This is a genomic window from Kribbella sp. DT2 (assembly GCF_049844575.1).
Lineage (GTDB): Bacteria > Actinomycetota > Actinomycetes > Propionibacteriales > Kribbellaceae > Kribbella.
This window is the reverse complement of record NZ_JBNCLH010000007.1, coordinates 68,536-91,478: the sequence shown is the minus strand read 5'-3', so window position 1 is coordinate 91,478 and position 22,943 is coordinate 68,536. Positions and strand designations below refer to the sequence as shown.

General features: G+C 70.5%; 20 protein-coding genes. 7 read left to right on the top strand and 13 right to left on the bottom strand.

The features are described from left to right. Window positions 1–358 precede the first annotated feature (358 nt). Together ACLQ2O_RS27975 and ACLQ2O_RS27970 are read right to left on the bottom strand one after the other, a co-directional pair. Complete coding sequence (locus tag ACLQ2O_RS27975; protein ID WP_425836748.1) at window positions 359–1,345, bottom strand: aldo/keto reductase; 987 nt, start codon at window positions 1,343–1,345, stop codon at window positions 359–361. A 578-nt stretch (window positions 1,346–1,923) separates the two neighbouring features. Continuing rightward, window positions 1,924–3,027 carry an OsmC family protein gene (locus ACLQ2O_RS27970; RefSeq protein ID WP_425836745.1) on the bottom strand — a complete coding sequence of 368 codons (1,104 nt, stop codon included), beginning with the start codon at window positions 3,025–3,027 and terminating at the stop codon, window positions 1,924–1,926. Between the two features lie 201 nt (window positions 3,028–3,228). On the opposite strand from ACLQ2O_RS27970, the gene ACLQ2O_RS27965 reads away from it, so the two are divergent. Genes ACLQ2O_RS27965 through ACLQ2O_RS27955 form a run of 3 tightly spaced genes read left to right on the top strand, consistent with a single transcriptional unit; the run spans window position 3,229 to window position 7,846 of the window. Further along, the gene (locus ACLQ2O_RS27965; RefSeq protein WP_425836742.1) at window positions 3,229–6,345 is read left to right on the top strand and encodes an FtsX-like permease family protein; all 3,117 of its coding nucleotides are present in this window, start codon (window positions 3,229–3,231) and stop codon (window positions 6,343–6,345) included. After that, window positions 6,342–7,175 carry an ABC transporter ATP-binding protein gene (locus tag ACLQ2O_RS27960; protein WP_425836739.1) on the top strand — a complete coding sequence of 278 codons (834 nt, stop codon included), beginning with the start codon at window positions 6,342–6,344 and terminating at the stop codon, window positions 7,173–7,175. Before ACLQ2O_RS27965 ends, ACLQ2O_RS27960 begins: the two co-directional genes overlap by 4 nt. Next, window positions 7,175–7,846: an ATP-binding cassette domain-containing protein gene (locus tag ACLQ2O_RS27955; RefSeq protein WP_425836736.1), complete on the top strand. Its 672-nt coding sequence runs from the start codon at window positions 7,175–7,177 to the stop codon at window positions 7,844–7,846. The genes ACLQ2O_RS27960 and ACLQ2O_RS27955 overlap by 1 nt, the downstream gene beginning before the upstream one ends. Window positions 7,847–7,903: 57 nt before the next feature. Here ACLQ2O_RS27955 and ACLQ2O_RS27950 read toward each other — a convergent pair whose 3' ends face one another. Continuing rightward, on the bottom strand, window positions 7,904–9,376 hold the full coding sequence (locus ACLQ2O_RS27950) for a GNAT family N-acetyltransferase (RefSeq protein ID WP_425836733.1): 1,473 nt from the start codon (window positions 9,374–9,376) through the stop codon (window positions 7,904–7,906). Between the two features lie 103 nt (window positions 9,377–9,479). Then, window positions 9,480–11,153: a 2-isopropylmalate synthase gene (gene leuA / locus ACLQ2O_RS27945; RefSeq protein ID WP_425837810.1), complete on the bottom strand. Its 1,674-nt coding sequence runs from the start codon at window positions 11,151–11,153 to the stop codon at window positions 9,480–9,482. A gap of 309 nt (window positions 11,154–11,462) precedes the next feature. Between leuA and ACLQ2O_RS27940 the strand changes: the two genes are divergently transcribed. Both ACLQ2O_RS27940 and ACLQ2O_RS27935 read left to right on the top strand, forming a co-directional pair. Beyond that, window positions 11,463–12,269, top strand: a complete 807-nt coding sequence (locus tag ACLQ2O_RS27940; protein ID WP_425836730.1) for a hypothetical protein — start codon at window positions 11,463–11,465, stop codon at window positions 12,267–12,269. Between the two features lie 55 nt (window positions 12,270–12,324). Further along, complete coding sequence (locus tag ACLQ2O_RS27935) at window positions 12,325–12,747, top strand: PPOX class F420-dependent oxidoreductase (protein ID WP_425836727.1); 423 nt, start codon at window positions 12,325–12,327, stop codon at window positions 12,745–12,747. A 51-nt stretch (window positions 12,748–12,798) separates the two neighbouring features. Here ACLQ2O_RS27935 and katG read toward each other — a convergent pair whose 3' ends face one another. Next, window positions 12,799–15,000 (bottom strand): catalase/peroxidase HPI, encoded by a 2,202-nt coding sequence (gene katG / locus ACLQ2O_RS27930; RefSeq protein ID WP_425836725.1) that lies wholly within the window; start codon window positions 14,998–15,000, stop codon window positions 12,799–12,801. Window positions 15,001–15,002: 2 nt separating this feature from the next. Then, entirely contained in the window at window positions 15,003–15,455 is a 453-nt protein-coding gene (locus ACLQ2O_RS27925; protein WP_425836722.1) for a Fur family transcriptional regulator, read from the bottom strand. Between the two features lie 112 nt (window positions 15,456–15,567). Between ACLQ2O_RS27925 and ACLQ2O_RS27920 the strand changes: the two genes are divergently transcribed. After that, window positions 15,568–16,557, top strand: coding sequence for a GNAT family N-acetyltransferase (locus ACLQ2O_RS27920; protein ID WP_425836719.1), 990 nt, complete (start codon window positions 15,568–15,570; stop codon window positions 16,555–16,557). Here the strand turns inward: ACLQ2O_RS27920 and ACLQ2O_RS27915 are convergent. Beyond that, window positions 16,554–17,456, bottom strand: coding sequence for a LysR family transcriptional regulator (locus ACLQ2O_RS27915; protein ID WP_425836716.1), 903 nt, complete (start codon window positions 17,454–17,456; stop codon window positions 16,554–16,556). The genes ACLQ2O_RS27920 and ACLQ2O_RS27915 overlap by 4 nt on opposite strands. 70 nt (window positions 17,457–17,526) lie before the next feature. Here ACLQ2O_RS27915 and ACLQ2O_RS27910 point away from each other — a divergent pair, with 70 nt between their 5' ends. Continuing rightward, window positions 17,527–18,216 carry a nitroreductase family protein gene (locus ACLQ2O_RS27910; protein WP_425836713.1) on the top strand — a complete coding sequence of 230 codons (690 nt, stop codon included), beginning with the start codon at window positions 17,527–17,529 and terminating at the stop codon, window positions 18,214–18,216. Here ACLQ2O_RS27910 and ACLQ2O_RS27905 read toward each other — a convergent pair. From ACLQ2O_RS27905 to ACLQ2O_RS27880, 6 genes are read right to left on the bottom strand one after another with little or no spacing between them, the layout of a single operon-like run. Next, window positions 18,194–18,865, bottom strand: a complete 672-nt coding sequence (locus tag ACLQ2O_RS27905; RefSeq protein WP_425836710.1) for a GNAT family N-acetyltransferase — start codon at window positions 18,863–18,865, stop codon at window positions 18,194–18,196. The genes ACLQ2O_RS27910 and ACLQ2O_RS27905 overlap by 23 nt on opposite strands. Beyond that, window positions 18,865–19,794, bottom strand: coding sequence for a GTPase Era (gene era, locus ACLQ2O_RS27900; RefSeq protein WP_425836707.1), 930 nt, complete (start codon window positions 19,792–19,794; stop codon window positions 18,865–18,867). Before era ends, ACLQ2O_RS27905 begins: the two co-directional genes overlap by 1 nt. Next, a complete protein-coding gene (locus ACLQ2O_RS27895) occupies window positions 19,778–20,116 on the bottom strand; it encodes a cytidine deaminase (protein WP_425836704.1) in 339 nt (112 codons plus the stop codon). The genes era and ACLQ2O_RS27895 overlap by 17 nt, the downstream gene beginning before the upstream one ends. A 19-nt stretch (window positions 20,117–20,135) precedes the next feature. Further along, window positions 20,136–21,443 carry a hemolysin family protein gene (locus ACLQ2O_RS27890; protein ID WP_425836701.1) on the bottom strand — a complete coding sequence of 436 codons (1,308 nt, stop codon included), beginning with the start codon at window positions 21,441–21,443 and terminating at the stop codon, window positions 20,136–20,138. A 7-nt stretch (window positions 21,444–21,450) separates the two neighbouring features. After that, entirely contained in the window at window positions 21,451–21,927 is a 477-nt protein-coding gene (ybeY, locus tag ACLQ2O_RS27885) for an rRNA maturation RNase YbeY (protein ID WP_184793580.1), read from the bottom strand. Then, window positions 21,924–22,850: a PhoH family protein gene (locus ACLQ2O_RS27880; protein WP_425837807.1), complete on the bottom strand. Its 927-nt coding sequence runs from the start codon at window positions 22,848–22,850 to the stop codon at window positions 21,924–21,926. The genes ybeY and ACLQ2O_RS27880 overlap by 4 nt, the downstream gene beginning before the upstream one ends. Window positions 22,851–22,943: the final 93 nt, after the last annotated feature.

The window sequence follows — 22,943 nt, the reverse complement described above, 5'->3', positions numbered from 1 at the left end:
GCGGGGGCAGACGCGCCGGAGGCGGGCGCACCGGAGCTGGATGCGCCGGGGGCGGACGCACCGGAGGTGGACGCACCCGAGGTGGACGCACCCGAGGTGGACGCACCAGGGGTGAGACCGGCGGGGGCGGACGTGGCGGAGATGGACGCACCAGGGGTGAGACCGGCGGGGGCGGACGTGGCGGAGATGGACGCACCAGAGGTGAGACCGGCGGGGGTAAACGCACCGGAGGCGGGCGCACCGGAGCTGGATGCGCCGGGGGCGGACACACCGGAGGTGGACGCACCAGGGGTGGGACTGGCGGGGGCGGACGCGCCGGAGATGGACGCGCCGGGGGTGCTCTCCTCGCCGTACGGGGTCACTTGCCGACCATTTTCAGGGCGGATTCGTTGTAGCGGGTGCCGGCGGCGGCGTCCGGTGGGAAGGCGTTGTTGAGGGTGGTCAGTTCCTCGGGGGTGAGGGTGAGGTCGGCCGCTGCGAGGTTCTCGGTGAGGTACTTGCGGCGCTTGGTGCCGGGGATCGGGGCGATGTCGTTGCCCTGGGCAAGCAGCCAGGCGAGGGCGAGCTGGCCTGCGGTGACGTTGCGGGCGGCGGCGAGGGACTTGACCTGGTCGACGAGGTCGAGGTTCTTCTGGAAGTTGTCGCCGGTGAAGCGCGGCATCGCGGCGCGCATGTCGTCGGGGCCGAAGTCGGCGGGCGACTGGATCTGGCCGGTGAGGAAGCCGCGGCCGAGCGGGCTGAACGGGACGAACCCGATGCCGAGCTCGCGCAGCGTCGGCAGGACGACGGTCTCGGGGTCGCGGGTCCACAGGGACCACTCGCTCTGGACCGCGCTGATCGGGTGGACGGCGTGCGCGGCGCGGACGGTCTCGCCGTTGACCTCCGAGAGGCCGAGGTAGCGGACCTTGCCGGCCTGCACGGCCTCGGCCATCGCGCCGACGGTCTCCTCGATCGGGACGTTGGGGTCGCGGCGGTGCAGGTACCACAGGTCGACGTGGTCGACGCCGAGGCGGCGCAGCGAGGCGTCGATGGCCTCCCGCGCGTACGCCGGGGTGCCGTTGACGACGTTCGGGACCTGGTCGGCGGCCTGCGCGCGACTGAAGCCGAACTTGGTCGCCAGCACCACCTGGTCGCGGCGCCCGGCCAGCGCCCGGCCGACGAGCTCCTCGTTGGCGCCGTCGCCGTACACGTCGGCGGTGTCGAGAAAGGTGCACCCGGCATCGATCGCGGCGTGCACCGTCGCGATCGACTCGGCGTCGTCGGGGGCGCCGTACGACTGCGACATCCCCATGCAGCCGAGCCCGAGGGCCGAAACGGTCAGATCTCCGAGCTGGGATTCACGCATGCTCCGAACTTACCCCGGTCCCGTACGTCGGTCCCCGAGGGGCACACGATCAGTTGGTACGAGGGGTGGGTTGACGTGTGTGGTCATGCGGCCGGGGAGGTTGTCGTGGGCTGAGGTCGCGGCGGCCGGAAAGAGGAGTGGAGTGGGCAGCCGGAAGGAGCGGTGGCGAGGGTGCCCGAAGGAAAGCGGTGCCGAGGCTGCCCGAAAGAAAGCGGCGCCGAGGCTGCCCGAAAGAAAGCGGCGCCGAGGGTGCCCGAAGGAAAGCGGTGGCGAGGGTGCCCGAAGGAAAGCGGTGGCGAGGCTGCCCGGAGAAGGAGTACGGCCGCGGGGTGCTCCACCCGCAGCACGCGCCGACGAGCGCGCTGTGCCGGTCAGCGTCACCGCCGACGTCGGCCGGGGAGGTTGTCGTGGGCTGAGGTCGCGGCGGCCGGAAAGAGCCGGGAGGAGAGCGGTGGCGAGGCTGCCCGCAGGAGGAGTGTGGCCGCGGGGTGCTCCGCCCGCAGCACGCGCCGACGAAGCGGGTGCGGCGTCGACGCCACCGTGCGTCGGCCTGGCAGCGCGCCGGCACCGAGCGTGCGTCAGTCCGCCATTGCGGTGCGGATCTGGATTTCTGACTGGAGGGTTCGGTGGACCGGGCACTTGCCGGCGATGGCGAGGAGATTTTCGCGTTGGGTGTCGGTGAGGTCACCGTCGAGCTTGATGCGCAGGTCGATGCGGTCGAGCATGCCGTTGGTGGTTTCGCAGTTCTCGCAGTCCTTGGCGTGGATGCGGGCATGGCGGAGCTCGACGGAGACGTCGCGGAGCGGGATCTGCTTGCGTTCGGCGTACATGCGGATCGTCATCGACGTGCACGAGCCGAGCGAGGCCAAGAGCAGGTCGTACGGCGTGGGGCCGGTGTCCCGGCCCAGCGGGGTCGGTTCGTCGGCGGTCAGGTGGTGGCGGCCGGCGACGATGGTTTGGGCGTACGGCGCTCCGTTCTCGCGGACGAGGACGTGGTGCTTGGCGCGGCCGGCGTCCTCGAGCCGCGCCGGCGGGTGCTCCGTCGACGCCCCGGAGGCGACCGCTGGCATCTGCTCCGTCGCCGGCCCGGCGGCGACCGCCGGCCGCTCGGGGGTGGTCAGGTACCGCGAGACCCAGGCGCCGATCATCGACGCGGCGTAGAGAGCGTCGGCCGCGGTGGACAGCGAGTGGTCGGCGCCGTCGAGCGCGATGAACGACTTCGGGTGCCGGGCCGCGACGAACAGGTGGCCGGCGTTCTGGATCCCGATCTGCTGGTCGTTCGGGGCGTGCATCACCAGCAGCGCGGTGCGCGGCGGCGGGATCTCCCCGGCCGGCGCGTTGATCGTCACGACGGCGCGGATCTCGGGGACCAGGTGCGAGGCCGACAGGACGGCGACGCCGCCGAGGGAGTGGCCGATCAGGATTTCCGGGGGCTCGAAGTTGGCCCGCAGGTGGTACGCCGCCAGAACGACGTCCGCGACTGCCCCGGCGGCGCCGATCTCGAAGGCGAGCACAGCGATCCCGGACCGGGTCAGGACATCGGCGATCACGTCCACGGAGGCGGGCGAGCGGTGCGCCAGTACGGCGTACGCGCGGACCTCGCCGGCGGGCAGCGTCATCAGTGCGTCGAGTGATCCACCCTGCGGCCTGTCCAGCTCCAGCGTGACCTTCGGATCCGTCATGGGACAAGCATCCCTGACGCGGCGAACCCGCCGTCGCATCGACCCACGGTGACCGGAAGGTACCGCTCGGTAGCAACTGTTGCGCCCTCGCGACAAGGTGCGCAACGAAACCGCATCGGTCACCGCCGGCTTCCTGACGTGACACCGGCCAGTCCGTAAGTTCACGGAAGGGATTCACGCGCTGCTGGGGGGTACCGAAAGATGTTTCTGGGACGGGCGTTGCGGTACCGGTGGTCCCAGGCCGTGGTGCTGGCCGGGGTCAGTCTGCTGATCGGCACCTGCGCGTCGTTCGCGCCCTGGTTCTCGCGCTCGGTCGAGCAGACCGTGACGACCGAGATGCTGACCAACCGACCGCTGGTCGCCGCCTGGCAGCTGGAGGCGCTCGCGCCGCCGACGAGTCGCGTCGTCAGCAAGCCGACGGCGCCGGAGAAGCTGAAGGACCTCGTACCGGAGGACGTCCGGCCGCTGTTCAGCGCTCCCGTGTACGGCTCGCACGTCGACGTCAGCTGGATCACCGGTCCGGAGATCACCGCGCCGAAACCGGGGGCGCGGATCCTGTGGCGTGACGGGTTCTGCGAGCGGCTGACGCTGACCGCCGGCCGCTGCGCGACCGCACCCAACGAGGTCGTGGCGTCGGTCGCGGACGTCGAGAACCACGACCTCAAGATCGGCCAGCGCCTCGACGTCATCCCGAGCCAGTACGTCGGCAGCGGCAAGCTGACCGTCGTCGGCCTGTACCGGCCGCTGGACGCGAAGGACATCTACTGGTTCGGTCGTCCACCGACCGGGCGCTCGTACCCGCAGACCGGTGACGACCCCGGCAAGCTGGACTACCTGCTGACGCCCAGCGTCACCTTCGACCAGAACGCGTGGGGACACCGCAACACCGTCGACACCCGGCCGCTGCCCGGGCTGACCCGGCTGCAGGATCTCGACCGGCTCAAGGCCGCCACGATCGGCGTGGAGGCGACGGCCGGGGAGATCGAGTACAACGCGTCCAACATCTCCGGACTGGTCGGCCTGATCGACTCGATCGATGCCGAGCGCAAGCAAGCGGCGACGATCATCCCGCTGGTGATGGTCCAGGTGGCCCTGTTCGGCATCGTGGTCCTGGCGCTGGCCCTGGCGGCAGTGGTCGACCAGCGCAGGCCTGAGCTCGCCGTGGCGAGGCTGCGCGGCTCCAGCGCGCGGCGGGCCGGGCGGGGACTCGCGCTGGAGCTCGGCGTACCGGTCGGGATCGGGATGCTGCTGGGGTTGGTGTCCGGCTTCGGACTGCTGCTGGCGGTCAGAGCGACCTGGCTGAACGGCGGCTCGCCGCTCGAGTTCCACTGGACGGTCCCGGCCGCGCTGGGCCTGGCTCTGGTGATCGGACTGGCCGTCGTCCTGTGGACCGTACGGTCGATCGCTCGCCAGCCGATCTCCACGCTGCTACGTCGTGTGGTGCCACGTCGCCGGGGCAAGGCCGTTGCGCTCACCGACGTCGCCATCGTCGTACTGGCGACAGCCGGTCTGGTCGGTGCGCTGACCGGCGGCGGCCGCGGTCCTCTGCCGGTGCTCACTCCGACTCTCCTCGCGCTGGCAGTGGGGCTGACCTTCGCCCACCTGCTGCTCCCGGCCGCCGCACTGATCAGCAGGCAGGCCCTGCGCGCCGGGCGGCTCGGCCTCGCTCTCGGCGCACTGCAGGTGTCCCGCCGACCAGCGGTGACCCGCATCGTCGCGGTCGTCGCCGTGGCGACCGCACTGGTGTCGTTCGCCGGCCAAGCCTCCTCCGTCGCCGACGACAACCGGGAGACCCGCGCCGGCTACGAGGCCGGCGCACCGGGCATCGTCGACGTCAGCGCGGGCAGCCTCGGCGACTTCACCAAGGTCCTCGACAGCCTCGACCGCGACCGGCAGTGGCTCTCCCCCGTCGTCATCGGTACGACGACCGCTCCCGACTCCCTCCGCACGATCATGATCGAGCCGGACAGCTTCCGCCGGGTCGCCTTCCGCGGCGACGAGCTCACCGACGCGGACGGCTTCGCCCAGATCGCCGCACCGCGCGAGCCGGCCCCGGTCGAGCTACGCGGCAACGAGCTGCGCGTGACGGCCAGTACCGGTCCGATGAAGCCGATCGTTCCGGAGACGGTCGACGGCACCGCACCGCCGGAGCAGCAGCCCGCGAAGTCGGTGATCCTGCAGGCCACGATGGTCAGCCTTCGCGACGGCGGCCGGTACGTCGCCACCTTCCCGCCGCTGCCACTGGTCCCGGGGCGCACGGTGGAGCTGTCCACCGACATCTCCTGCAGCGGCGGCTGCCGGCTGCTGCGGCTCGGCGTCGCCCGCGGCCTCAACGACCAGTCCGGCGTCGAGGGCGACATCACGATCAGCAAGCTCGGCACCGCCGAGCAGCCGGCCCTGCCGCTCGGTACGGCGTCCGACTGGCAGGAGATCCCGCAGCTCAGCGAGAACACCGGGGAGATCGGCGCGAGGAACGGTCCTCCTGGCGGGCTCACCCTGCACGTCAAGAGCATCGCTCTGGAGACCGTGCTCCAGCACAGCTCGGCCCCGCCGCTCGTCCCGGCGCTGGTGACCCGCGGCTACCCGCTGAGCGACAACCTGACCGTTCCCGGCCTGGACGGGATCGCGGCCCGGATCAGCCCGGTCGACCGGCTGATGGCACCGATCAACCGGTACCCCCTGCGGGCCGCGGTGGTCGACCTGGAGACGATGCGCCGCCTCGGCGGATCGGTGTCGCTGAACTCGATGTCGTTCGAGGTCTGGCTGAACGACGAAGGCGTGACGCAGGCCGATCAGCTGATCGCAGCGCTGAAGAACGCCGGGTTCGAGGCGCAGCTGCTCGACCGCAGCGCCGACCGCGCGGCGGCGTACGGACGTTCTGCCAGTGCGCTCGCGTTGCAGCTGACGCCGATCATCGGAGTGGCGGGCTGGTCGCTGGCGATCATCGTGCTGTTGCTGATGGTGGTCACCTCCTGGCGGTCTCGGGCGCAGGACTACGCGAGCCTCAAGATCACCGGCGTACCGGCGTCGACGACCGGACGTGCGGCTCGCTGGGAGCAGACCGGTCCGGTCGCACTGGCCGTGCTGCTCGGCTCGATCTGCGGGGTGGTCGGTGCGAAGGTGGCGCTGCCGCTGATCCCGCTGTTCGCCGAGACCGGTGAGCCGTCGCCGATCCCGCTCGACCTGGGCACCAACTGGGCCGTGGCGGGCGCGCTCTGGCTGATCGGGACCGTCGTACTGACCCTGACCACGCTGCTGCTCGGCTCAGGTGTGAACCGGCGGGCCGGCTACAGCCGGATCAAGGAGGAGCTGTCATGAGCGGGCTCGCGATCAGCACCAGCGGACTGGTGCACATCTACCGCAGCCAGGGCCACGACGTCGCCGCCTTGTCCGGCATCGGGATCTCCGTCCGGCCGGGCGAGCTGGTCGGCCTGCTCGGACCGTCCGGCGCCGGCAAGTCGACGCTGCTGCAGCTGTGCGGCGGACTGCTGACGCCGAGCGCCGGCCGGCTGCACATCGGCGACCACAACGTCGCCACGATGACCGAGGCCGAGCTGGACCGGATGCGTGCGGCCGACGTCGGCATCGTGCTCCAGGGCGCGGGGCGGAACCTGATCCCGTACCTGACGCCCGTCGACAACATCCGGTACGCGCAGGGCGCGGCACCGCGCGACCGGGACCTGCCGTCGCCGGAGGAGGTGCTGGAGCTGGTCGGCCTGGCCCAGCAGGCGAAGGCGCCGCTCGGTTCGCTCACGCCCGGCCAGATCCAGCTCTGCGCTGTGGCGGTCGGAATCGCCACCTTCCCCGGGCTGCTGCTGGCCGACGAACCGACCAGCCAGCTCGACCACCAGGCACGCGACGAGGTGCTCGCGGCGATCTCCACGATCAACCGGACCACCGGGATGACGGTGCTGCTGATCACGCACGACCCCGAGGTCGCCGCCGCACTCCCCCGGACGATCACCATCCGCGACGGGCGGATCGCGTCCGAGGGCCGTTCCGGCGAGGAGTTCGCGGTCGTCGCCACCGACGGATCGTTGCCGTTGCCACCGCATGTGGCCGACCTGCTTCCGCCGGGGACTCTGCTCCGGGTCACCACTGAGAACGGCGAGGTCCGGCTCAGCCCGGTCGAGCAGGAAGGCTCCTGATGAACAGCGAGCAAGGCATCACCGCCACCGGCCTCACCGTCGCGTACGGCGAACTGGTGGCCGTCGCGGACGTCTCGTTCCGGGTCCCGCCCGGGTTCGTCCTGGCGGTCAGCGGGCCGTCCGGCGCGGGCAAGAGCTCGTTGCTGTGGGCACTGGCCGGAGCGGTCGCGCCGAAGGCCGGCACCGTCGAGCTGGACGGCGTACCGGTGGTCGACCGGCCGGGCGCGTCGAAGCAGGGCGTCGTACTGATCCCTCAGGGCAACGGGTTGGCGCGCGTCCTCACCGCACGGGAGAACCTGGCGCTGCCCCTCCTTTCGCTGACACTGCTTGCCCAGGGCAAGCAAGATGTGGACCGGGTGATCGACAAGGCGCTCGCGGCGGTGGGGTTGGAGGAGAGCGGCAACCACCTCGTCGAGGAGCTGTCCGGTGGTGAGCAGCAACGGGTCGCGGTCGCGCGCGGGCTGGCCCAGCAGGGTCGCGTCGTACTGGCCGACGAGTCGACCAGCGAGCTCGACAGCACGAACCGCGAACGCGTGCTCGACCTGCTCCGGCGGGAGGCCGAGCGTGGCGCCGCGGTCATCGTCGCCACCCACGACCCGAGCGTGGCCGCCGGCGCCGACGGCCACGCGACCATGGACGAGGGTCACCTCAGCTGGCAGCGCCGCCTGTAGGTGGTTGAGAAACCACAGCAGTACGGCGAGCGCGCCGGCAGCCTTCACACATCGCTCTCACAGACCGATCAGGTGCGGCGACGACGGCGGCCCGCTCGCGAGCAGGTCGGCGAGGTAGACCGGCAGGGCGCGCGGGGAGAAGACGTCCGGCCCGTCGTACGACTCGAGCTCCTGGAGGGGCCACCAGCGGTGGCCGTGCACGTTCTCGGCGAGCAGCTCGTCGGCCGACATCGTGCCGCCGGGCGTGTGGCTGTCGACCCGGACCAGGAAGTAGTCGTTGATGACGCCGTCGTACCCAGCGGCGTGGCCCTCGGCAACGACCTCCTGGTGCCACAGGTGCGGCGGATCGGCCGGCGGGGTCAGGCCGATCTCCTCGACCAGCTCGCGGGTGAGTGCCTGCGGCAACGACTCCCCCGCCTCGACGCCGCCGCCCGGTGCTGCCCAGACGTCCGGCCGGTCGCCGAAAGCGAACCGCAGCAGGAGGATCCGGTCGTCGCGATCCAGTACGACGGCGCGCGCGGCCGGCCGCAGGTTCGGGGTGGTTCGCTCGAGCTCGTGGAGCTCCTCGGCGAACTCGAAACCGAAGCGGGCGTTGACCTTCTGCATCGGGGCGTTCGACTGGGCGGTCCAGGTGTGCAGGAGGCTCTGGCTGGTGCGGTGCTTCGCGAGCTGGTCCAGGTTGGCGAGCTTGAGGTGGGTGCCGAGGTTGTGGCCGCGGTGGTCGCGCAGGACGAGCGTGTCGTCCTGGAGCGCGTTGTCCGGGTCGCCGGGCATCAGGTAGATGAGCGTGTAGCCGGCGGGTGCGCCGGCGTCGGTGTGGACCATGGTGACGAGCGTGACATAGTTCTTCGCCATCCGCTCCTCGTTCGGCCGCAGTCGCTCGACGGTCCACGGCTCGGGGTTGCGGGTCATCTCGCCCGACGGGACGTCGACGTCCATCGCGGTCCTCAGGTCGGCGTACGCCTGCAGGTGCTCCTCCGGGCAGGGGCCCACCCAGGAGGTCAGGCGGTAGCCGGTCAGCTCGCCCGCGTCCGATCGCAGGCGGGCGAGGCGGTCGGCGTCGTACGGGAGCGGTACGACGAAGTGGTCCTCGACGTTGCCGATCGTGAACCCGAGTCCCGCCGCGAACACGCTGGCGGGCCACGGCCGGCCGGTCTTCGGTACGCCGAGCTCGGCCTGGAAGATGGTGCGGCCGAGCTCCGCCGCGCGCGCTGTCGCCCAGCGCCACAAGAGCGTGCCGGCGCCGCGGCGGCGTTCGGCCGGCGGGACGTCGATCTCGACGTCGACCGTGTCGGGGTCACCGATCAGCGGGTACTCGAACAGCATCGCGCCGATCAGGCGGTCCCCGTCGAACGCGCCGACCGGGATGCGGCGCTTGGCCGGGCCCGGGTTCCGGAGCGAGGAAGACAGGGCGTCCCAGTTGGCGACGAACGCTGCCGGCCTGCTGTCGACGGCCGCCGCGTGGAAGGCGTCGTACCAGCTTCTGAAGGTCGCGTCGTCGGACGGGTCCACCTCGCGCACGGAGATCATCCGCCGAGCCAAGCAGGTCGGACACCAACACACCAGCTATTTCCCACCCGCCCCCGCGCCTGCGGCGCGGGGGCGGGTGAAAGAAGATGAAATGAGAAGGGGTTTACCGGGTGGCGCGGTTGATGGCCGAGACGACGGCCTTCAGTGACGCCGTCAGGATGTTGGCGTCGCGACCCACGCCCCAGAAGACCTCGTCGCCGACCTCGCACTCGACGTACGCGGCGGCCAGGGCGTCGCCGCCGGCTGAGAGAGCGTGCTCGTGGTAGTCCAGCACGCGGACGTCGTACTTCAGCGGCTTGATCGCGTCGACGAACGCCGAGACCGGGCCGTTGCCCTCACCGGTCAGCTCGTGCGGTACGCCGTTGGAGTAGACCTGCACGGCAACGGTTTCGTTGCCCTGACCACCGGAGTTCGACGTGACGGTCAGCAGCGACAGCTTGCCCGGCGCCAGGTACTCGGCCGCGAAGATGTCCCACATCACCTGCGGGCCGACCTCGCCGCCCTCGGCGTCGGTGTGCTGCTGGATCACCCGGCTGAACTCGATCTGCAGCCGGCGCGGCAGGTCGAGACGGTGCTCGGACTTCATGATGTACGCGACGCCGCCCTTGCCGGACTGCGAGTTGACCCGGATCACGGCCTCGTACGAGCGACCGACGTCCTTCGGGTCGATCGGCAGGTACGGCGCCTCCCAGGTGATCTCCGAGACCGGGACCCCCTCGGCGGCGGCCTGCTTGTCGAGCGCCTCCAGGCCCTTCTTGATCGCGTCCTGGTGCGAGCCCGAGAAGGCGGTGTAGACCAGGTCACCGGCGTACGGCTGACGCTCGGGCACGCGCATCTGCGTGCAGTACTCGACCGTACGGCGGATGTCGTCGATGTCGGAGAAGTCGATCTGCGGGTCGATGCCCTGGCTGAACAGGTTCATCCCCAGCGTGACCAGGTCGACGTTGCCGGTCCGCTCGCCGTGGCCGAACAGGCAGCCCTCGACGCGGTCGGCGCCGGCCATCAGGGCCAGCTCGGTGGCGGCGACCGCCGTCCCGCGGTCGTTGTGCGGGTGCAGGCTGATCGTGCTGTGCTCCCGCCGGGTGAGGTTCCGGCCGAACCACTCGATCTGGTCGGCGTACACGTTCGGCGTCGACATCTCGACGGTGGCCGGCAGGTTCAGGATGATCTCGCGGCCCGCGGCCGGCTGCCAGACGTCGCTGACCGCCTCGCAGACCTCGAGCGCGAACTCCATCTCGGTGCCGGTGAAGATCTCCGGGCTGTACTGGTAGCCGAACTCGCAGTCGCCCAGCATCTCGTCGGCGTACTTCATCACGGTCTCGGTGCCGCGGACCGCGATGTTCAGGCACTCGGCCTTCTCGACGTTGAACACGACCCGGCGAAACAGCGGCGCGGTCGCGTTGTACAGGTGGATGGTGGCCTTCGGCGAGCCCTGCAGCGACTGCACGGTCCGCTCGATCAGCTCCTCGCGGGCCTGGGTCAGCACCGAGATCGTCACGTCGTCGGGGATCGCGTCGCCCTCGATCAGCGAGCGGACGAAGTCGAAGTCGTACTGGCTGGCGCTGGGGAAACCGACCTCGATCTCCTTGTAGCCCATCTTCACCAGCAGGTCGAACATCCGGCGCTTGCGGGCCGGGGACATCGGCTCGACCAGGGCCTGGTTGCCGTCGCGCAGGTCGGTGGACAGCCAGCGCGGGGTCCGGTCGACGGACTGGGCGGGCCAGGTGCGGTCCGGCAGGGCGATCGGCGGGAAGGCGCGGTAGCGCGCTACCGGCATCCCGGACGGCTGCTGGACGGGCTGAGGCTGGTTCTTCGGTGCCACGGGGGTTCTCCTCGAGAAGGCTGTACTACGGGTCGCAGACGACCGGCGCACGACAGAACTCCGCGGCGAGGGAACCGGCCTGGTCAGGCCTCGCCGCGGCAGCGAAGGAGGAGAATCTGGTGCCGCATGATGCCTGGGAGTTTATGCACAGCCCCGCCCGGCCGTCGAACCGGGGGTCTCGATCGGCGAGACACGCAGCGTGATCACCGGCGGGCCGGCCGGTGAGTAGACAGTGTCTATCGCGATCGTGTAGACACTGTCTACATGATCGCTCTCGCCCTGCTCACCGTCGCCGCCTGCTGCCACGCGACCTGGAACCTGCTGCTGAAGAAGTCGCCGCTGCAGGGCCCAGGATTCGTCTGGCTGTGCGCGGCCGTGATGGCGCCGGCGTCGCTCGTGCTGATCGCGTGGCGCGGACTCGGGCCTGCGTGGTGGGCGGCGCTGGGGAGCATGGCCCTGCACACGGCGTACGCGGTGACACTGCAGAGGGCGTACGGCGCCGGCGGGTTCGCGGTCGTCTACCCGGTCAGCCGCGGGACGACGCCGGTGCTGGTGACGCTCGCCGCGATTCCGTGGACCGGACTGCCGCCGGTCGTGACGTGGATCGGCGCGGCCCTGGTCGCCTGCGGAATCCTGGTGATGGACCGCACTCCAGGCCGGCGTGGACTCGGCCGCGGCGTCGGGCTCGGCCTCGGAGTCGCCGCGTGCAGCTGTGCCTACACCTTGTGGGACGGCATCGCGATCACCGTGCTCGACGTCGACCTGCTGTCCTACCTCGCGGTCAGCAACCTTGCCCAGGTCATCCTGCTTACCGCGGTCGTCCGGCCACGCAAGGTCTTGCAGCACTGGCGGTCCGCCGTACCGGTCGCTGTCCTCACCCCTGCGAGCTACGGACTCGCGCTCGTCGCGATGAGCCTGACGTCGATCGGGACCGTCGCGATCGGGCGCACCCTCAACGTCGTCGTCGGCACCCTGCTCGGACTCATCGTCCTGCGCGAACGCATCACCCCCCTGACCACCATCGGACTCGCCGCCGTCGTCGGCGGCGTACTGCTGGGAGCATCCCTGTGAGATGGCTCGCGCGGACGCTGGACTTCACGTTGGGTTGAGCTCATAGGCTGGCGACATGACTGAATCTCTCGCCGCGCGGCTCGGTACCCACGGGCTCGGCGCGCTGGTGACGCTCAAGCGGGACGGGCGGCCGCAGCTGTCGAACGTGACCTACGTGTACGACGCGGAGCTCAACCGGATCCGGGTCTCGCTGACCGACGGGCGGGCGAAGACGAAGAACCTGCGGCGCGACCCGCGGGCCAGCCTGTACGTCGACGGGCCGAACGGCCGGTCGCACGTCGTACTGGAAGGCAAGGCCGAGCTCACCGCCGTCGCGCAGCACCCGGACGACGCTGCCGTCGAGGCGCTGGTCGAGTACTACCGGACGGCCTCCGGCGAGCACCCGGACTGGGACGACTACCGGCGCGCGATGGTCGCCGAGGGGCGGCTGCTGTTCACGATGACGGTCGACCACGCGTACGGGATGCCGAAGCCGTAACGGCACCGGGCCGGCCCACCCAACGGTGGACCGGCCCGGTAAAGCACCAGCTCAGTTCAGGTCGAAGCGGTCGAGCTCCATGACCTTGACCCACGCGGCGACGAAGTCCTTGACGAACTTGTCCTGCGCGTCACCGGCGGCGTACACCTCGGCGAGCGCCCGCAGCTGCGAGTTCGCGCCGAAGACCAGGTCGACCGGCGTCGCGGTCCACTTGACGTCGTCCGCGCCGAGGTCGCGGATCTCGAAGACGTTCTCCTCCGCGGCCGACGCCTTCCACTCCGTGCCCGCGGCGAGCAGGTTGACGAAGAAGTCGGTGCTGAGCGTGTCGACCTTGTCGGTCAGCACGCCGTGCGCCGTACCGCCGACGTTGTTGCCCAGCGCGCGCAGGCCGCCGACCAGGACGGTCAGCTCCGGCGCGGTCAGGGTCAGCATGTACGCCCGGTCGAGCAGCAGCAGCTCCGGCGTCAGCTTCTCCCCGGCCTGCAGGTAGTTGCGGAAGCCGTCGGCGCGCGGCTCGAGCACCGCGAACGAGTGGACGTCGGTGTCCTCCTGCGAGGCATCGGTCCGGCCCGGGTGGAACGGCACGGTGACGTCCTGCCCGGCGTTCTTCGCCGCCTTCTCGACGGCCGCGGAGCCACCGAGCACGATCAGATCGGCCAGCGAGATCTGCCGACCACCGGCACCGTTGAACTCCTGCTGGATGCCCTCGAGCGTCTCGAGCACCTTCGCCAGCTCGGCCGGCTCGTTGATCTCCCAATTGCGCTGCGGCTCGAGCCGGATCCGGGCGCCGTTCGCGCCGCCGCGCTTGTCGGTGCCGCGGAACGAGGCCGCCGAGGCCCACGCCGTACGGACGAGCTGGCCGACGGACAGGCCCGAGTTGAGCAGCTTGTCCTTCAGCGCCGCGACGTCGGCGTCGTCGACGAGCTCGCCGTCGACGGCCGGGACCGGGTCCTGCCACAGCTGCGGCTCCGCGACCCACGGGCCGAGGTAGCGCGGCAGCGGGCCCATGTCACGGTGCAGCAGCTTGTACCAGGCCTTGGCGAAGGCCAGCTGGAACTCCTCCGGGTGCTCCAGGAACCGGCGCGAGATCTTGTCGTACGCCGGGTCGAAGCGCAACGCGAGGTCGGTGGTGAGCATCGTCGGCCGGTGCTTCTTGGCCGCGTCGTGCGCGTCCGGCACCGTCTCGCCGGCGTCCTTGGCGACCCACTGGTGGGCGCCGGCCGGGCTCTTGGTGAGCTCCCACTCGTACTCGTACAGGTTCTTGAAGAAGTCGTGGCCCCAGCGCGTCGGCGTGCTGGTCCAGGTCACCTCGAGACCGCTGGTGATCGTGTCGGCGCCCTTGCCGGAGCCGTACCCGCTCTTCCAGCCCAGGCCCTGCTGCTCCAGCGGCGCGCCCTCGGGCTCCGGGCCGACGTGGTCGGCCGGGCCGGCACCGTGCGTCTTGCCGAACGAGTGACCGCCGGCGATCAGCGCGATCGTCTCCTCGTCGTTCATCGCCATCCGGGCGAAGGTCTCGCGGATGTCGTGCGCCGCGGCGACCGGGTCGGGCCGGCCGTTCGGGCCTTCGGGGTTGACGTAGATCAGACCCATCTGGACCGCGCCGAGCTTGCTCTGCAGCTCGCGCTCGCCGCTGTAGCGCTGGTCGCCCAGCCAGGTGTCCTCCGGGCCCCAGAAGATCTCCTCCGGCTCCCACAGGTCTTCCCGGCCGAAGCCGAACCCGAAGGTCTCGAAGCCCATGTCCTCCAGCGCGACGTTGCCGGCCAGGACCAGCAGGTCCGCCCAGGAGATCTTCCGGCCGTACTTCTGCTTGACCGGCCAGAGCAGCCGGCGGGCCTTGTCCAGGTTGGCGTTGTCGGGCCAGCTGTTCAGCGGGGCGAACCGCTGCGAGCCGTCGCCGGCGCCGCCGCGGCCGTCCTCGATCCGGTAGGTGCCGGCGCTGTGCCAGCTCATCCGGATGAACAACGGGCCGTAGTGGCCGAAGTCCGACGGCCACCAGTCCTGCGAGGTCCGCATCACGTCGACGATGTCGCGCTTCAGCGCGTCCACGTCGAGGGTCTTGAACTCCTCGGCGTAGTCGAAGCCGGCGTCCAGCGGGCTGGCCTGCGGCGCGTGCCGGCGCAGGACCGAGAGGTCCAGCTGGTTCGGCCACCAGTCCCGGTTCGTCCGCGGGTTGGGCACCGCGGGCGTCGGGGCGTCGATGGCAGGGTTCTCGCTCTCACTGCCGTGGTGGGGCAGCTCAGGCGTCTCGGTCATGCTCAACCTCTCGATGTGGTGGCTGGTTCTGAACTGGCCGCGGAGCAGTCCGGGCACAGTCCCCAGTACACGACCTCGGCTTCGTCGACGGAGAAGCCGTGGTGGTCGGACGGGTGCAGGCACGGAGCCGCGCCGGTGGCGCAGTCCACGTCTTCGATGGCGCCGCAGGACCGGCAGACCACGTGGTGGTGGTTGTCGCCGACCCGGGCTTCGTAGCGCGCGACCGATGCGGCCGGCTGGATCCGCCGGAGCAGACCCGCGTCGGTGAGCGCGCGCAGTACGTCGTACACGGCCTGGTGCGACACGTCCGGGAGCTCCTCGCGGGTGGCCCGGATGATCGCGTCGGTGTCGGCGTGCGGGTGGGTGTGCACGGCGGTCAGGACCGCGAGCCGTGGCTTGGTGACCCGCAGCGCGGAGTCGCGCAGCAGGTGCTGGAAGTCACGGTCGTCGGCCATCGTGCGCAGTCTCTCGCGCATTCTGGAACGAGTCAAGAATGAGTGAGCCCGCAAGAAACTCACCGCCGATAAATCACTCGCGGTGCCCGCGCGTCCGGGCCACCCTGACCTGGTGGACATCACGAGGCTCTCCCCCGACGACGAGGTCGGGTGCGCGGACGCCGTGGCGCTGTTCCAGGCCACGCACAAGCTCGACTGCCCGGGCGCGTTGCTGCCGACGCCGCGCGGGTACGCGGCGCAGCTGAGGCACGGCTGGGACGGCGACCCCGGCCAGGCGTACCTGGCGCGCGACGACGACGGCACGCTGACCGGGGTGCTGAGCGTCGAGCTGCCGACGTACGACAACACGAACCTGGCCTGGTTCGAGGTCGAGGTGCACCCGGACCGGCGCGGCCGCGGGCTCGGCGGCGAACTGATCGCGTACGGCGAGGGCCTGGCCGAGGAGCTCGGCCGCACGTCGGCCGGGCTGAGCGCGTGGGACCTGCCGAAGGCGGACGTGTTCGCGCGCCGGCAGGGCTTCGAGCAGAAAGCGATCGAGGTGAACCGGCGCCAGGACCTGACCGTCCTGGACTGGGACCTCGTCCAGCGCCTGTACGACGACGCGGTGCGCGCGGCGTCGGCGTACGAGCTGGTGCGGGTGACCGGGCAGCTTCCCGACGACATGCTCGACGGGATGGTCGCGGTCACGGCGTCGATCAACGACGCCCCGAAGGACGACCTGGACATCGAGGACGACGAGTTCAGCCCGGAACGGTTGCGGGCCTACGAGGACGCGCAGCTGGCGCACGACCGGACGCTGTACCGGGTGATCGCCCGCGAGCGGGCGACCGGCGAGCTGGCCGGGCACTCGACGATCACCGTGGAGCGCGAGCGCCCGCACATCGCCGAGCAGGCCGACACCGCCGTCTCGCGCGACCATCGCGGGCACCGGCTCGGCGCGCTGGTGAAGACCGGCATGCTGCTGTGGATGCGCGACGTCGAGCCGGCGCTGACCCAGTTGGACACCTGGAACGCCGAGTCCAACGCGCACATGATCGGCATCAACGAACAGCTCGGGTACCAGATCGTCGCGCGGTCGATCGCCTACCAGAAGTCGCTTTAACTGAAGAGTTGCCGGCAGTGCTCCCGGAAGGCCCCCGCTCGGCGGGTCATCCGGGAGCCCGCCGCCCAGCCCAGCACGACCGGCGTCGTGGGCACGGTGTCGGCCAGCGGTTTGGTGAGCAGCGGAAGGCCCTCGTAGCTGAGGTCGGTCAGTGGTGTCTGCACGGCCAGTGAGTAACCGATGCCGCGGGCAACCAATGCGCGGGTGAGCTCGAAACTGCCCGCGCGGTGTGCGGGCTTCATCTCCAGCCCGGCCGCTGCGAAGACGCGCCCGAAGTAGTGCTCGCTCGGCGGTACGTCGAGCAGCACGTACGGCTCGTCGGCCAGGTCGGCGAGCGCGATCTTCCGCCTCCGGCCGAGGCGATGACCGGCCGGCAGCAGCACCGACGGCGGACGGTCGTGCAGGACCTCGGTCTCGATCCCCGGCTCCAGGTTCTGCTCGTACAGGAACGCGAGCTCGCTCCGGCCGTCGAGCAGGCTGCGCTGCACGTCGGGCAGCGTGCCTTCGACGAACTCGATCGTCACGCCCGGCTGCGCGTCGCGGAACCCGGCGATCGCCGCCGGGAGGTGGAACGGCGCGATCGGCGCGTAGCAGCCGACGACCAGCCGGCCCTCGATCTCCTGGCCGAGGCTGCGGGCCGCGCTGCCCAACTCGGTCAACGCCGCCAGGACCTTCCGTCCGTCGACGACGGCCTGCTGACCGGCCGCCGTCAGCCGGGTGCCGCGTCGCGATCCGCGCAGCACCAGGCGGACGTCGAGCGCGCGTTCCAGTTCGCCGATCGCGAGCGACACCGCGGACTGCGAAACGTGGCACTGCGCGGCCGCGGTGGTGATGCCGCCGGTCTCCGCGACCGCCACCAGGTACTCGAGCTGGCGGGGTGAGACGTTCGGCAGACTCATGAGCCGAGCATATGGGTCGGTTGAGTTCTCCGAGCTCGACTCATGGATGGGGACGTGCCACGGTTTTGGCATGTCCTCGCGTGAGCACCGCCACCCGTTCGTTCCGTACGCCGTACCGCGGCTGCCGATCGACGAGGGACTGCGGCGGGGCGAGGAGTTCTACCAGGAGCTGGACCGGCGGCGGTCGGTGCGGTGGTTCTCGGCCGATCCCGTTCCCCTGCAGGCGATCGAGCTCGCCGTACGGGCTGCGAACACGGCGCCGAGCGGTGCCCATCATCAGCCGTGGACGTTCGTCGCGACTGATGACCCGGAGTTGAAGCGGGCGGTGCGGATGGCTGCCGAGGAGGAAGAGCGGCGGTTCTACCGCGATCGCGAACTGCCCGACTGGCACGCGGCGCTGGATCGGCTGGAGACCGACGAGCACAAGGACTTCCTGGACACGGCGCCCTGGCTGGTGGTCGTGTTCGCGCAGAAGCACACGCCGACGGCGGACGGACCGCGGAAGAACTACTACGTGTCGGAGAGCGTCGGGATCGCGTGCGGACTGTTCCTCGCGGCGCTGCACCGGATGGGGCTGGCGACGCTGACGCACACGCCGAACCCGATGAACTTCCTGACCACGCTGCTCGACCGGCCGCGGACCGAGCGGCCGTACATCCTGTTCCCGATCGGCTACCCCGCGGACGACTGCGAGGTGCCGGTGCTGGAGCGGAAGCCGCTGAGCGAAGCGCTGGTGGTCAGACGACCTGGACGATCGTGACCTTCGTGTGGTTGCTGAGGGTGAAGCCGAGGTGCTCGTAGACACGGACGGCGCCGAGGTTGGCCGTGCCGGTGTGCAGGAAGGGCCGGTCGCCGCGGGCCTCGATGCCGGCAGCGACGGCGCGGATCAGGCGCGTGGCGAGACCTCGGCCGCGGTGGTCGGGGTGGGTGCAGACGGCGCTGATCTCGGTGTAGCCCGGGACGCGGTAGCGCTCACCGGCCATCGCGATCAGCTCGCCGGCCTGACGCAGCCCGAGGTACGTGCCGAGCTCGACGGTCCTGGCCCGGAAGGGGCCGGGGTCGGTCAGTGCGACCAGGCTCAGCATCTCCGGTACGTCGTCGGCGCCGAGCTCTACCAGCTCGGCGTCCTCGACGCCCAGCCCGGCGGGCGCGACGAACTGCACCAGGTCGATCGACAGATCCACCTTGAACAGGTCGGGCACCTCGAGCGCCGGGTGCTTGACCGCGACCACGCGACCGGGCCCGATCAGCGCGGCCGCGTCGGCCCAGTCCTGATCGCTCGGGTCGTCCGGCAGCCCCAGGAACGGCGCCACGTCCGACGGGTAGACCCGAGCGTTCCCACGTACCTCCGCAAAGGACGAGTGCGGGCCGGTGAGTGCGGCGTACGCGGGGTTGAGCAGGACGTTCATCAGAACCCGAGCTTCTTCAGGTGCTTGGCGTCGGTCTGCCAGTTCTTGGCGATCTTGACGTGCAGGTCGAGGTAGACCGGCGTCCCGAGCAGGGCCTCGATCTGGCGGCGGGCGTTGGCTCCGACGTCGCGGAGGCGGGCGCCCTTGTGGCCGATCACGATGCCCTTCTGGCTGTCGCGCTCGAGGTACAGGTTCGCGTAGATGTCGAGCAGCGGCTTGTCCTCGGGACGGCCCTCGCGCAGCATCATCTCGTCGATCGTGACCGCGATCGAGTGCGGCAGCTCGTCCCGGACGCCCTCCAGCGCGGCCTCCCGGATCAGCTCACCGACCAGGATCTCCTCCGGCTCGTCGGTCACGTCGCCGTCGGGGTACAGCGGCATGCCGACCGGCAGCAGCTTGACCAGCTCGTCGGCGACGACGTCGACCTGGAAACCGTCGACCGCCGAGACCGGCACGACCGACGCCCACTCGATCCCGTGCGCCGCGCCCAGCTTGGCGATCTCGTCCAGGTGCTCGGCCATCCGGTCCGGGCCGACCAGGTCGGCCTTGGTGGCCAGCGCGACCTTCGGCGTCCTGGCGACCTTCGCGGCCTCCCCGACCAGGAACCGGTCGCCCGGCCCGATCCGGTCGCTGGCCGGCAGGCAGACCGCGATCACGTCGACCTCGGCCCAGGTCGTCTTCACCACGTCGTTCAGCCGCTCACCGAGCAGCGTCCGCGGCTTGTGCAGGCCGGGGGTGTCGACCAGGATCAGCTGCGCGTCGTCGCGGTGCACGATGCCCCGGACGGCGTGCCGCGTGGTCTGCGGCTTCGACGAGGTGATCACGATCTTCTGGCCGACCAAAGCGTTGGTCAGCGTCGACTTGCCCGCGTTCGGCCGCCCGACGAAACAGGCGAAACCGGAGCGGAACTCCTCAGGTGTTGACGACATCTCGAACCTCTCCGTTGCCATCAGCAACGACTACCGGCAGCGCTGCGCCACCGAAGTACCGGACCACCTCGACGTCCACGGCCTCGGGGCCGGCGTCGGTGACGACCGCGGCCGCCTCGATCCCCTTCACGCCGGACGAGACCGCCATCGCGACCGCGAGCTGCAGCGCGGACAGCAGCACGGTGTCGAGCTGGACGGTACACGCAGCGTACGTCCGGCCGTCCGAGTCGCGCACGGCGGCGCCTTCGGCCGCGCGGGTACGCGCGCGGGCGGCACGGGCCAGGGTGACCAGTTTGGCGTCCTCGTCGGAGAGGTCAGGCAACGCGGTGCTCCATGTGATGTCAGGCAGTCTGGTGACTGCTGTCCTGCGGCTGCTCGGCGACCTCGTCGGTCCGCCGGACCAGCACGGTACCGATCTGGTTGCGGCGGCCGGACGGCCGTTCCGCGGTGAGGGACAGGCCCTCGATCTCGACCTGGGCGCCCGGGATCGGCACCTTGCCGAGCAACTTGGCCATCAGGCCGCCGACGGTGTCGACGTCGTCGTCGTCCAGCGGTACGCCGAACAGCTCGCCGAGCTCGTCGATCGGGTACCGGCTGGACAGCCGGAAGGCACCGTCGGACAGCGCCTGCACCGCCTCCGGCGCCTCGTCGTACTCGTCGGTGATCTCGCCGACGATCTCCTCCAGGATGTCCTCGATGGTGACCAGGCCGGCGGTGCCGCCGTACTCGTCGACGACCATCGCGACGTGCATCCGGGCCGCCTGCATCTCGCGCAGCAGCTGGTCGACCGGCTTGCTGTCCGGCACGTACATGCACGGCCGCATCACCGACTCGACCCGCTCGGTCGACTCCGCCTGGGCGTTGTCGTAGACGCGGCGCATCACGTCCTTGAGGTAGACCACGCCGAGGATGTCGTCGAGGGAGTCACCGACCACCGGGATCCGCGAGTACCCCGAGCGCAGCGCCAGCGAGGTGAGCTGGCGCAGCTTCTTGTGCCGCTCGATGTAGACCATGTCGGTGCGCGGCACCATCACCTCGCGCACGATCGTGTCGCCGAGCTCGAAGACCGAGTGGATCATCTGGCGCTCGTTGGACTCGATCACCGCGGACTTCTCGGCCAGGTCGACCAGCGCCCGCAGCTCGGACTCGGTCGCGAACGGGCCGGCCGCGAACCCCTTGCCGGGGGTGAGCGCGTTACCGATCAGGATCAGCAGCTTCGGGATCGGGCCGAGCACCGTGGTCAGCGCCATGATCGGGCCGGCCGAGATCATCGCGAACCGGTCCGAGTGCTGCCGGCCGAGCGTGCGCGGGGCGACGCCGATGATCACGTACGAGACCACCACCATCACCACCGCGGTGATCAGGATGTGCTCCCAGGTGATCGTGAAGATGTTCGACAGCGCCTGGGTGACCAGCACGATCGCGGTGATCTCGCAGGACAGCCGGACCAGGAGCAGGGTGTTCAGGTAGCGCGGCGCGTCGTTCAGCAGCTCGCTCAGCCGGATCGCCCGCGTGTTGCCCAGCTCGACCTGCTCGTTGGCGCGCACCTTCGAGTACGCCGAGATGGCCGCCTCCGCGCCGGCGAACACGCCGGCCAGGACCACGAGCACCGCGGCCACCACCAGCAGGACGCCGTCGTGGTAGCTCACCGCGACGTCACTCCTCGCCGAGCCGGTTGCCCGGGGCCCGCCAGGCTTCCAGCAGCCGGCCCTGGACCTCCCACATCTCCGCCTTCTCGGCCGGTTCGGCGTGGTCGTACCCGAGCAGGTGCAGGATGCCGTGCACGGTCAGCAGCTCGAGCTCGGCCCACGTCCCGTGGCCGGCCTTCGCGCCCTGGGCCGCGGCCACCGTCGGGCACAGGGCGATGTCGCCCAGGTGCCCGAGCGGGGGCTCGGTGTCGTCGGAGTCACTGCCCGGACGCAGCTCGTCCATCGGCCACGACATCACGTCGGTCGGACCGGGCAGGTCCAGGAACTCGACGTGGTACCGCGCCATCGTGTCCTCGTCGACCAGCTTGATCGACAGCTCGCACTCGGGGTGCAGGCGCAGGCTCGACATCACGAAGCGGCTCAGCCGCATCAGTCCGTGGGCGTCGATCTCCACGCCGGACTCGTTGTTGACCTCGACGTTCATCGGTTCGGTTCAGCGCTGCCTTCGTAGTTTTCGTAGGCCGACACGATCCGGCCGACCAGCTTGTGCCGGACCACGTCGTGCGACGTGAGCCGGCAGAACGTGAGGTCCTGCACGCCTTCCAGGATGTCCTGCACGACCCGCAGGCCGGAGTTCGTCCCGGTCGGCAGGTCGACCTGGGTGACGTCACCGGTGACGACCATCTTGGAGCCGAAGCCGAGCCGGGTGAGGAACATCTTCATCTGCTCGGGCGAGGTGTTCTGCGCCTCGTCCAGGATGATGAAGGCGTCGTTCAGGGTCCGGCCGCGCATGTAGGCCAGCGGCGCGATCTCGATCGTGCCGGCCGTCATCAGCCGCGGGATCGACTCCGGGTCGAGCATGTCGTGCAGCGCGTCGTACAGCGGGCGCAGGTACGGGTCGATCTTCTCCGACAGCGTGCCGGGCAGGAAGCCGAGCCGCTCGCCGGCCTCGACGGCCGGCCGGGTCAGGATGATCCGGTTGACCTCCTTGGCCTGCAGCGCCTGGACCGCCTTGGCGACCGCCAGGTACGTCTTGCCCGTCCCGGCCGGGCCGATGCCGAACACGATCGTGTTCTTGTCGATCGCGTCCACGTAGCGCTTCTGGTTCAGCGTCTTGGGCCGGATCGTGCGGCCGCGGCTGGACAGGATGTTCTGGGTCAGGACATCGGCCGGGCTCTCGACGGTCTCGGCCTTGATCATCGCGATGCTGCGCTCGACGGAGTCGGCGGTCAGCCCGTGACCGGTCCGGACGACGGCGATCAGATCGTCGACCAGCCGCTCGGTCAGGGCCAGCTCGGCCGGCTCGCCGTTCATCGTGATCTCGTTGCCGCGGACCATGATGTCGGCGGCGAACTCCTTCTCGATGATCCGGAGGAACTCGTCCCGGGCTCCGAGCAGCGCCACCATGTCGATGCTGTTCGGCACGACGATCTTGTGGGACGCCTTTGGCGGCTCGTTTCCGCCGGCGCGCGCCGCGTTCGGGTGCGACGGCTCGATACT

Excerpts from the sequence above, each read along its gene's own strand:
- ACLQ2O_RS27975 (WP_425836748.1), bottom strand. The coding sequence starts at position 1,345 with ATGCGTGAATCCCAGCTCGGAGATCTGACCGTTTCGGCCCTCGGGCTC.
- ACLQ2O_RS27970 (WP_425836745.1), bottom strand. The coding sequence starts at position 3,027 with ATGACGGATCCGAAGGTCACGCTGGAGCTGGACAGGCCGCAGGGTGGA.
- ACLQ2O_RS27965 (WP_425836742.1), top strand. The coding sequence starts at position 3,229 with ATGTTTCTGGGACGGGCGTTGCGGTACCGGTGGTCCCAGGCCGTGGTG.
- ACLQ2O_RS27960 (WP_425836739.1), top strand. The coding sequence starts at position 6,342 with ATGAGCGGGCTCGCGATCAGCACCAGCGGACTGGTGCACATCTACCGC.
- ACLQ2O_RS27955 (WP_425836736.1), top strand. The coding sequence starts at position 7,175 with ATGAACAGCGAGCAAGGCATCACCGCCACCGGCCTCACCGTCGCGTAC.
- ACLQ2O_RS27950 (WP_425836733.1), bottom strand. The coding sequence starts at position 9,376 with ATGATCTCCGTGCGCGAGGTGGACCCGTCCGACGACGCGACCTTCAGA.
- leuA (WP_425837810.1), bottom strand. The coding sequence starts at position 11,153 with ATGCCGGTAGCGCGCTACCGCGCCTTCCCGCCGATCGCCCTGCCGGAC.
- ACLQ2O_RS27940 (WP_425836730.1), top strand. The coding sequence starts at position 11,463 with ATGATCGCTCTCGCCCTGCTCACCGTCGCCGCCTGCTGCCACGCGACC.
- ACLQ2O_RS27935 (WP_425836727.1), top strand. The coding sequence starts at position 12,325 with ATGACTGAATCTCTCGCCGCGCGGCTCGGTACCCACGGGCTCGGCGCG.
- katG (WP_425836725.1), bottom strand. The coding sequence starts at position 15,000 with ATGACCGAGACGCCTGAGCTGCCCCACCACGGCAGTGAGAGCGAGAAC.
- ACLQ2O_RS27925 (WP_425836722.1), bottom strand. The coding sequence starts at position 15,455 with ATGGCCGACGACCGTGACTTCCAGCACCTGCTGCGCGACTCCGCGCTG.
- ACLQ2O_RS27915 (WP_425836716.1), bottom strand. The coding sequence starts at position 17,456 with ATGAGTCTGCCGAACGTCTCACCCCGCCAGCTCGAGTACCTGGTGGCG.
- ACLQ2O_RS27910 (WP_425836713.1), top strand. The coding sequence starts at position 17,527 with ATGTCCTCGCGTGAGCACCGCCACCCGTTCGTTCCGTACGCCGTACCG.
- ACLQ2O_RS27905 (WP_425836710.1), bottom strand. The coding sequence starts at position 18,865 with ATGAACGTCCTGCTCAACCCCGCGTACGCCGCACTCACCGGCCCGCAC.
- era (WP_425836707.1), bottom strand. The coding sequence starts at position 19,794 with ATGTCGTCAACACCTGAGGAGTTCCGCTCCGGTTTCGCCTGTTTCGTC.
- ybeY (WP_184793580.1), bottom strand. The coding sequence starts at position 21,927 with ATGAACGTCGAGGTCAACAACGAGTCCGGCGTGGAGATCGACGCCCAC.
- ACLQ2O_RS27880 (WP_425837807.1), bottom strand. The coding sequence starts at position 22,850 with ATGGTGGCGCTGCTCGGAGCCCGGGACGAGTTCCTCCGGATCATCGAG.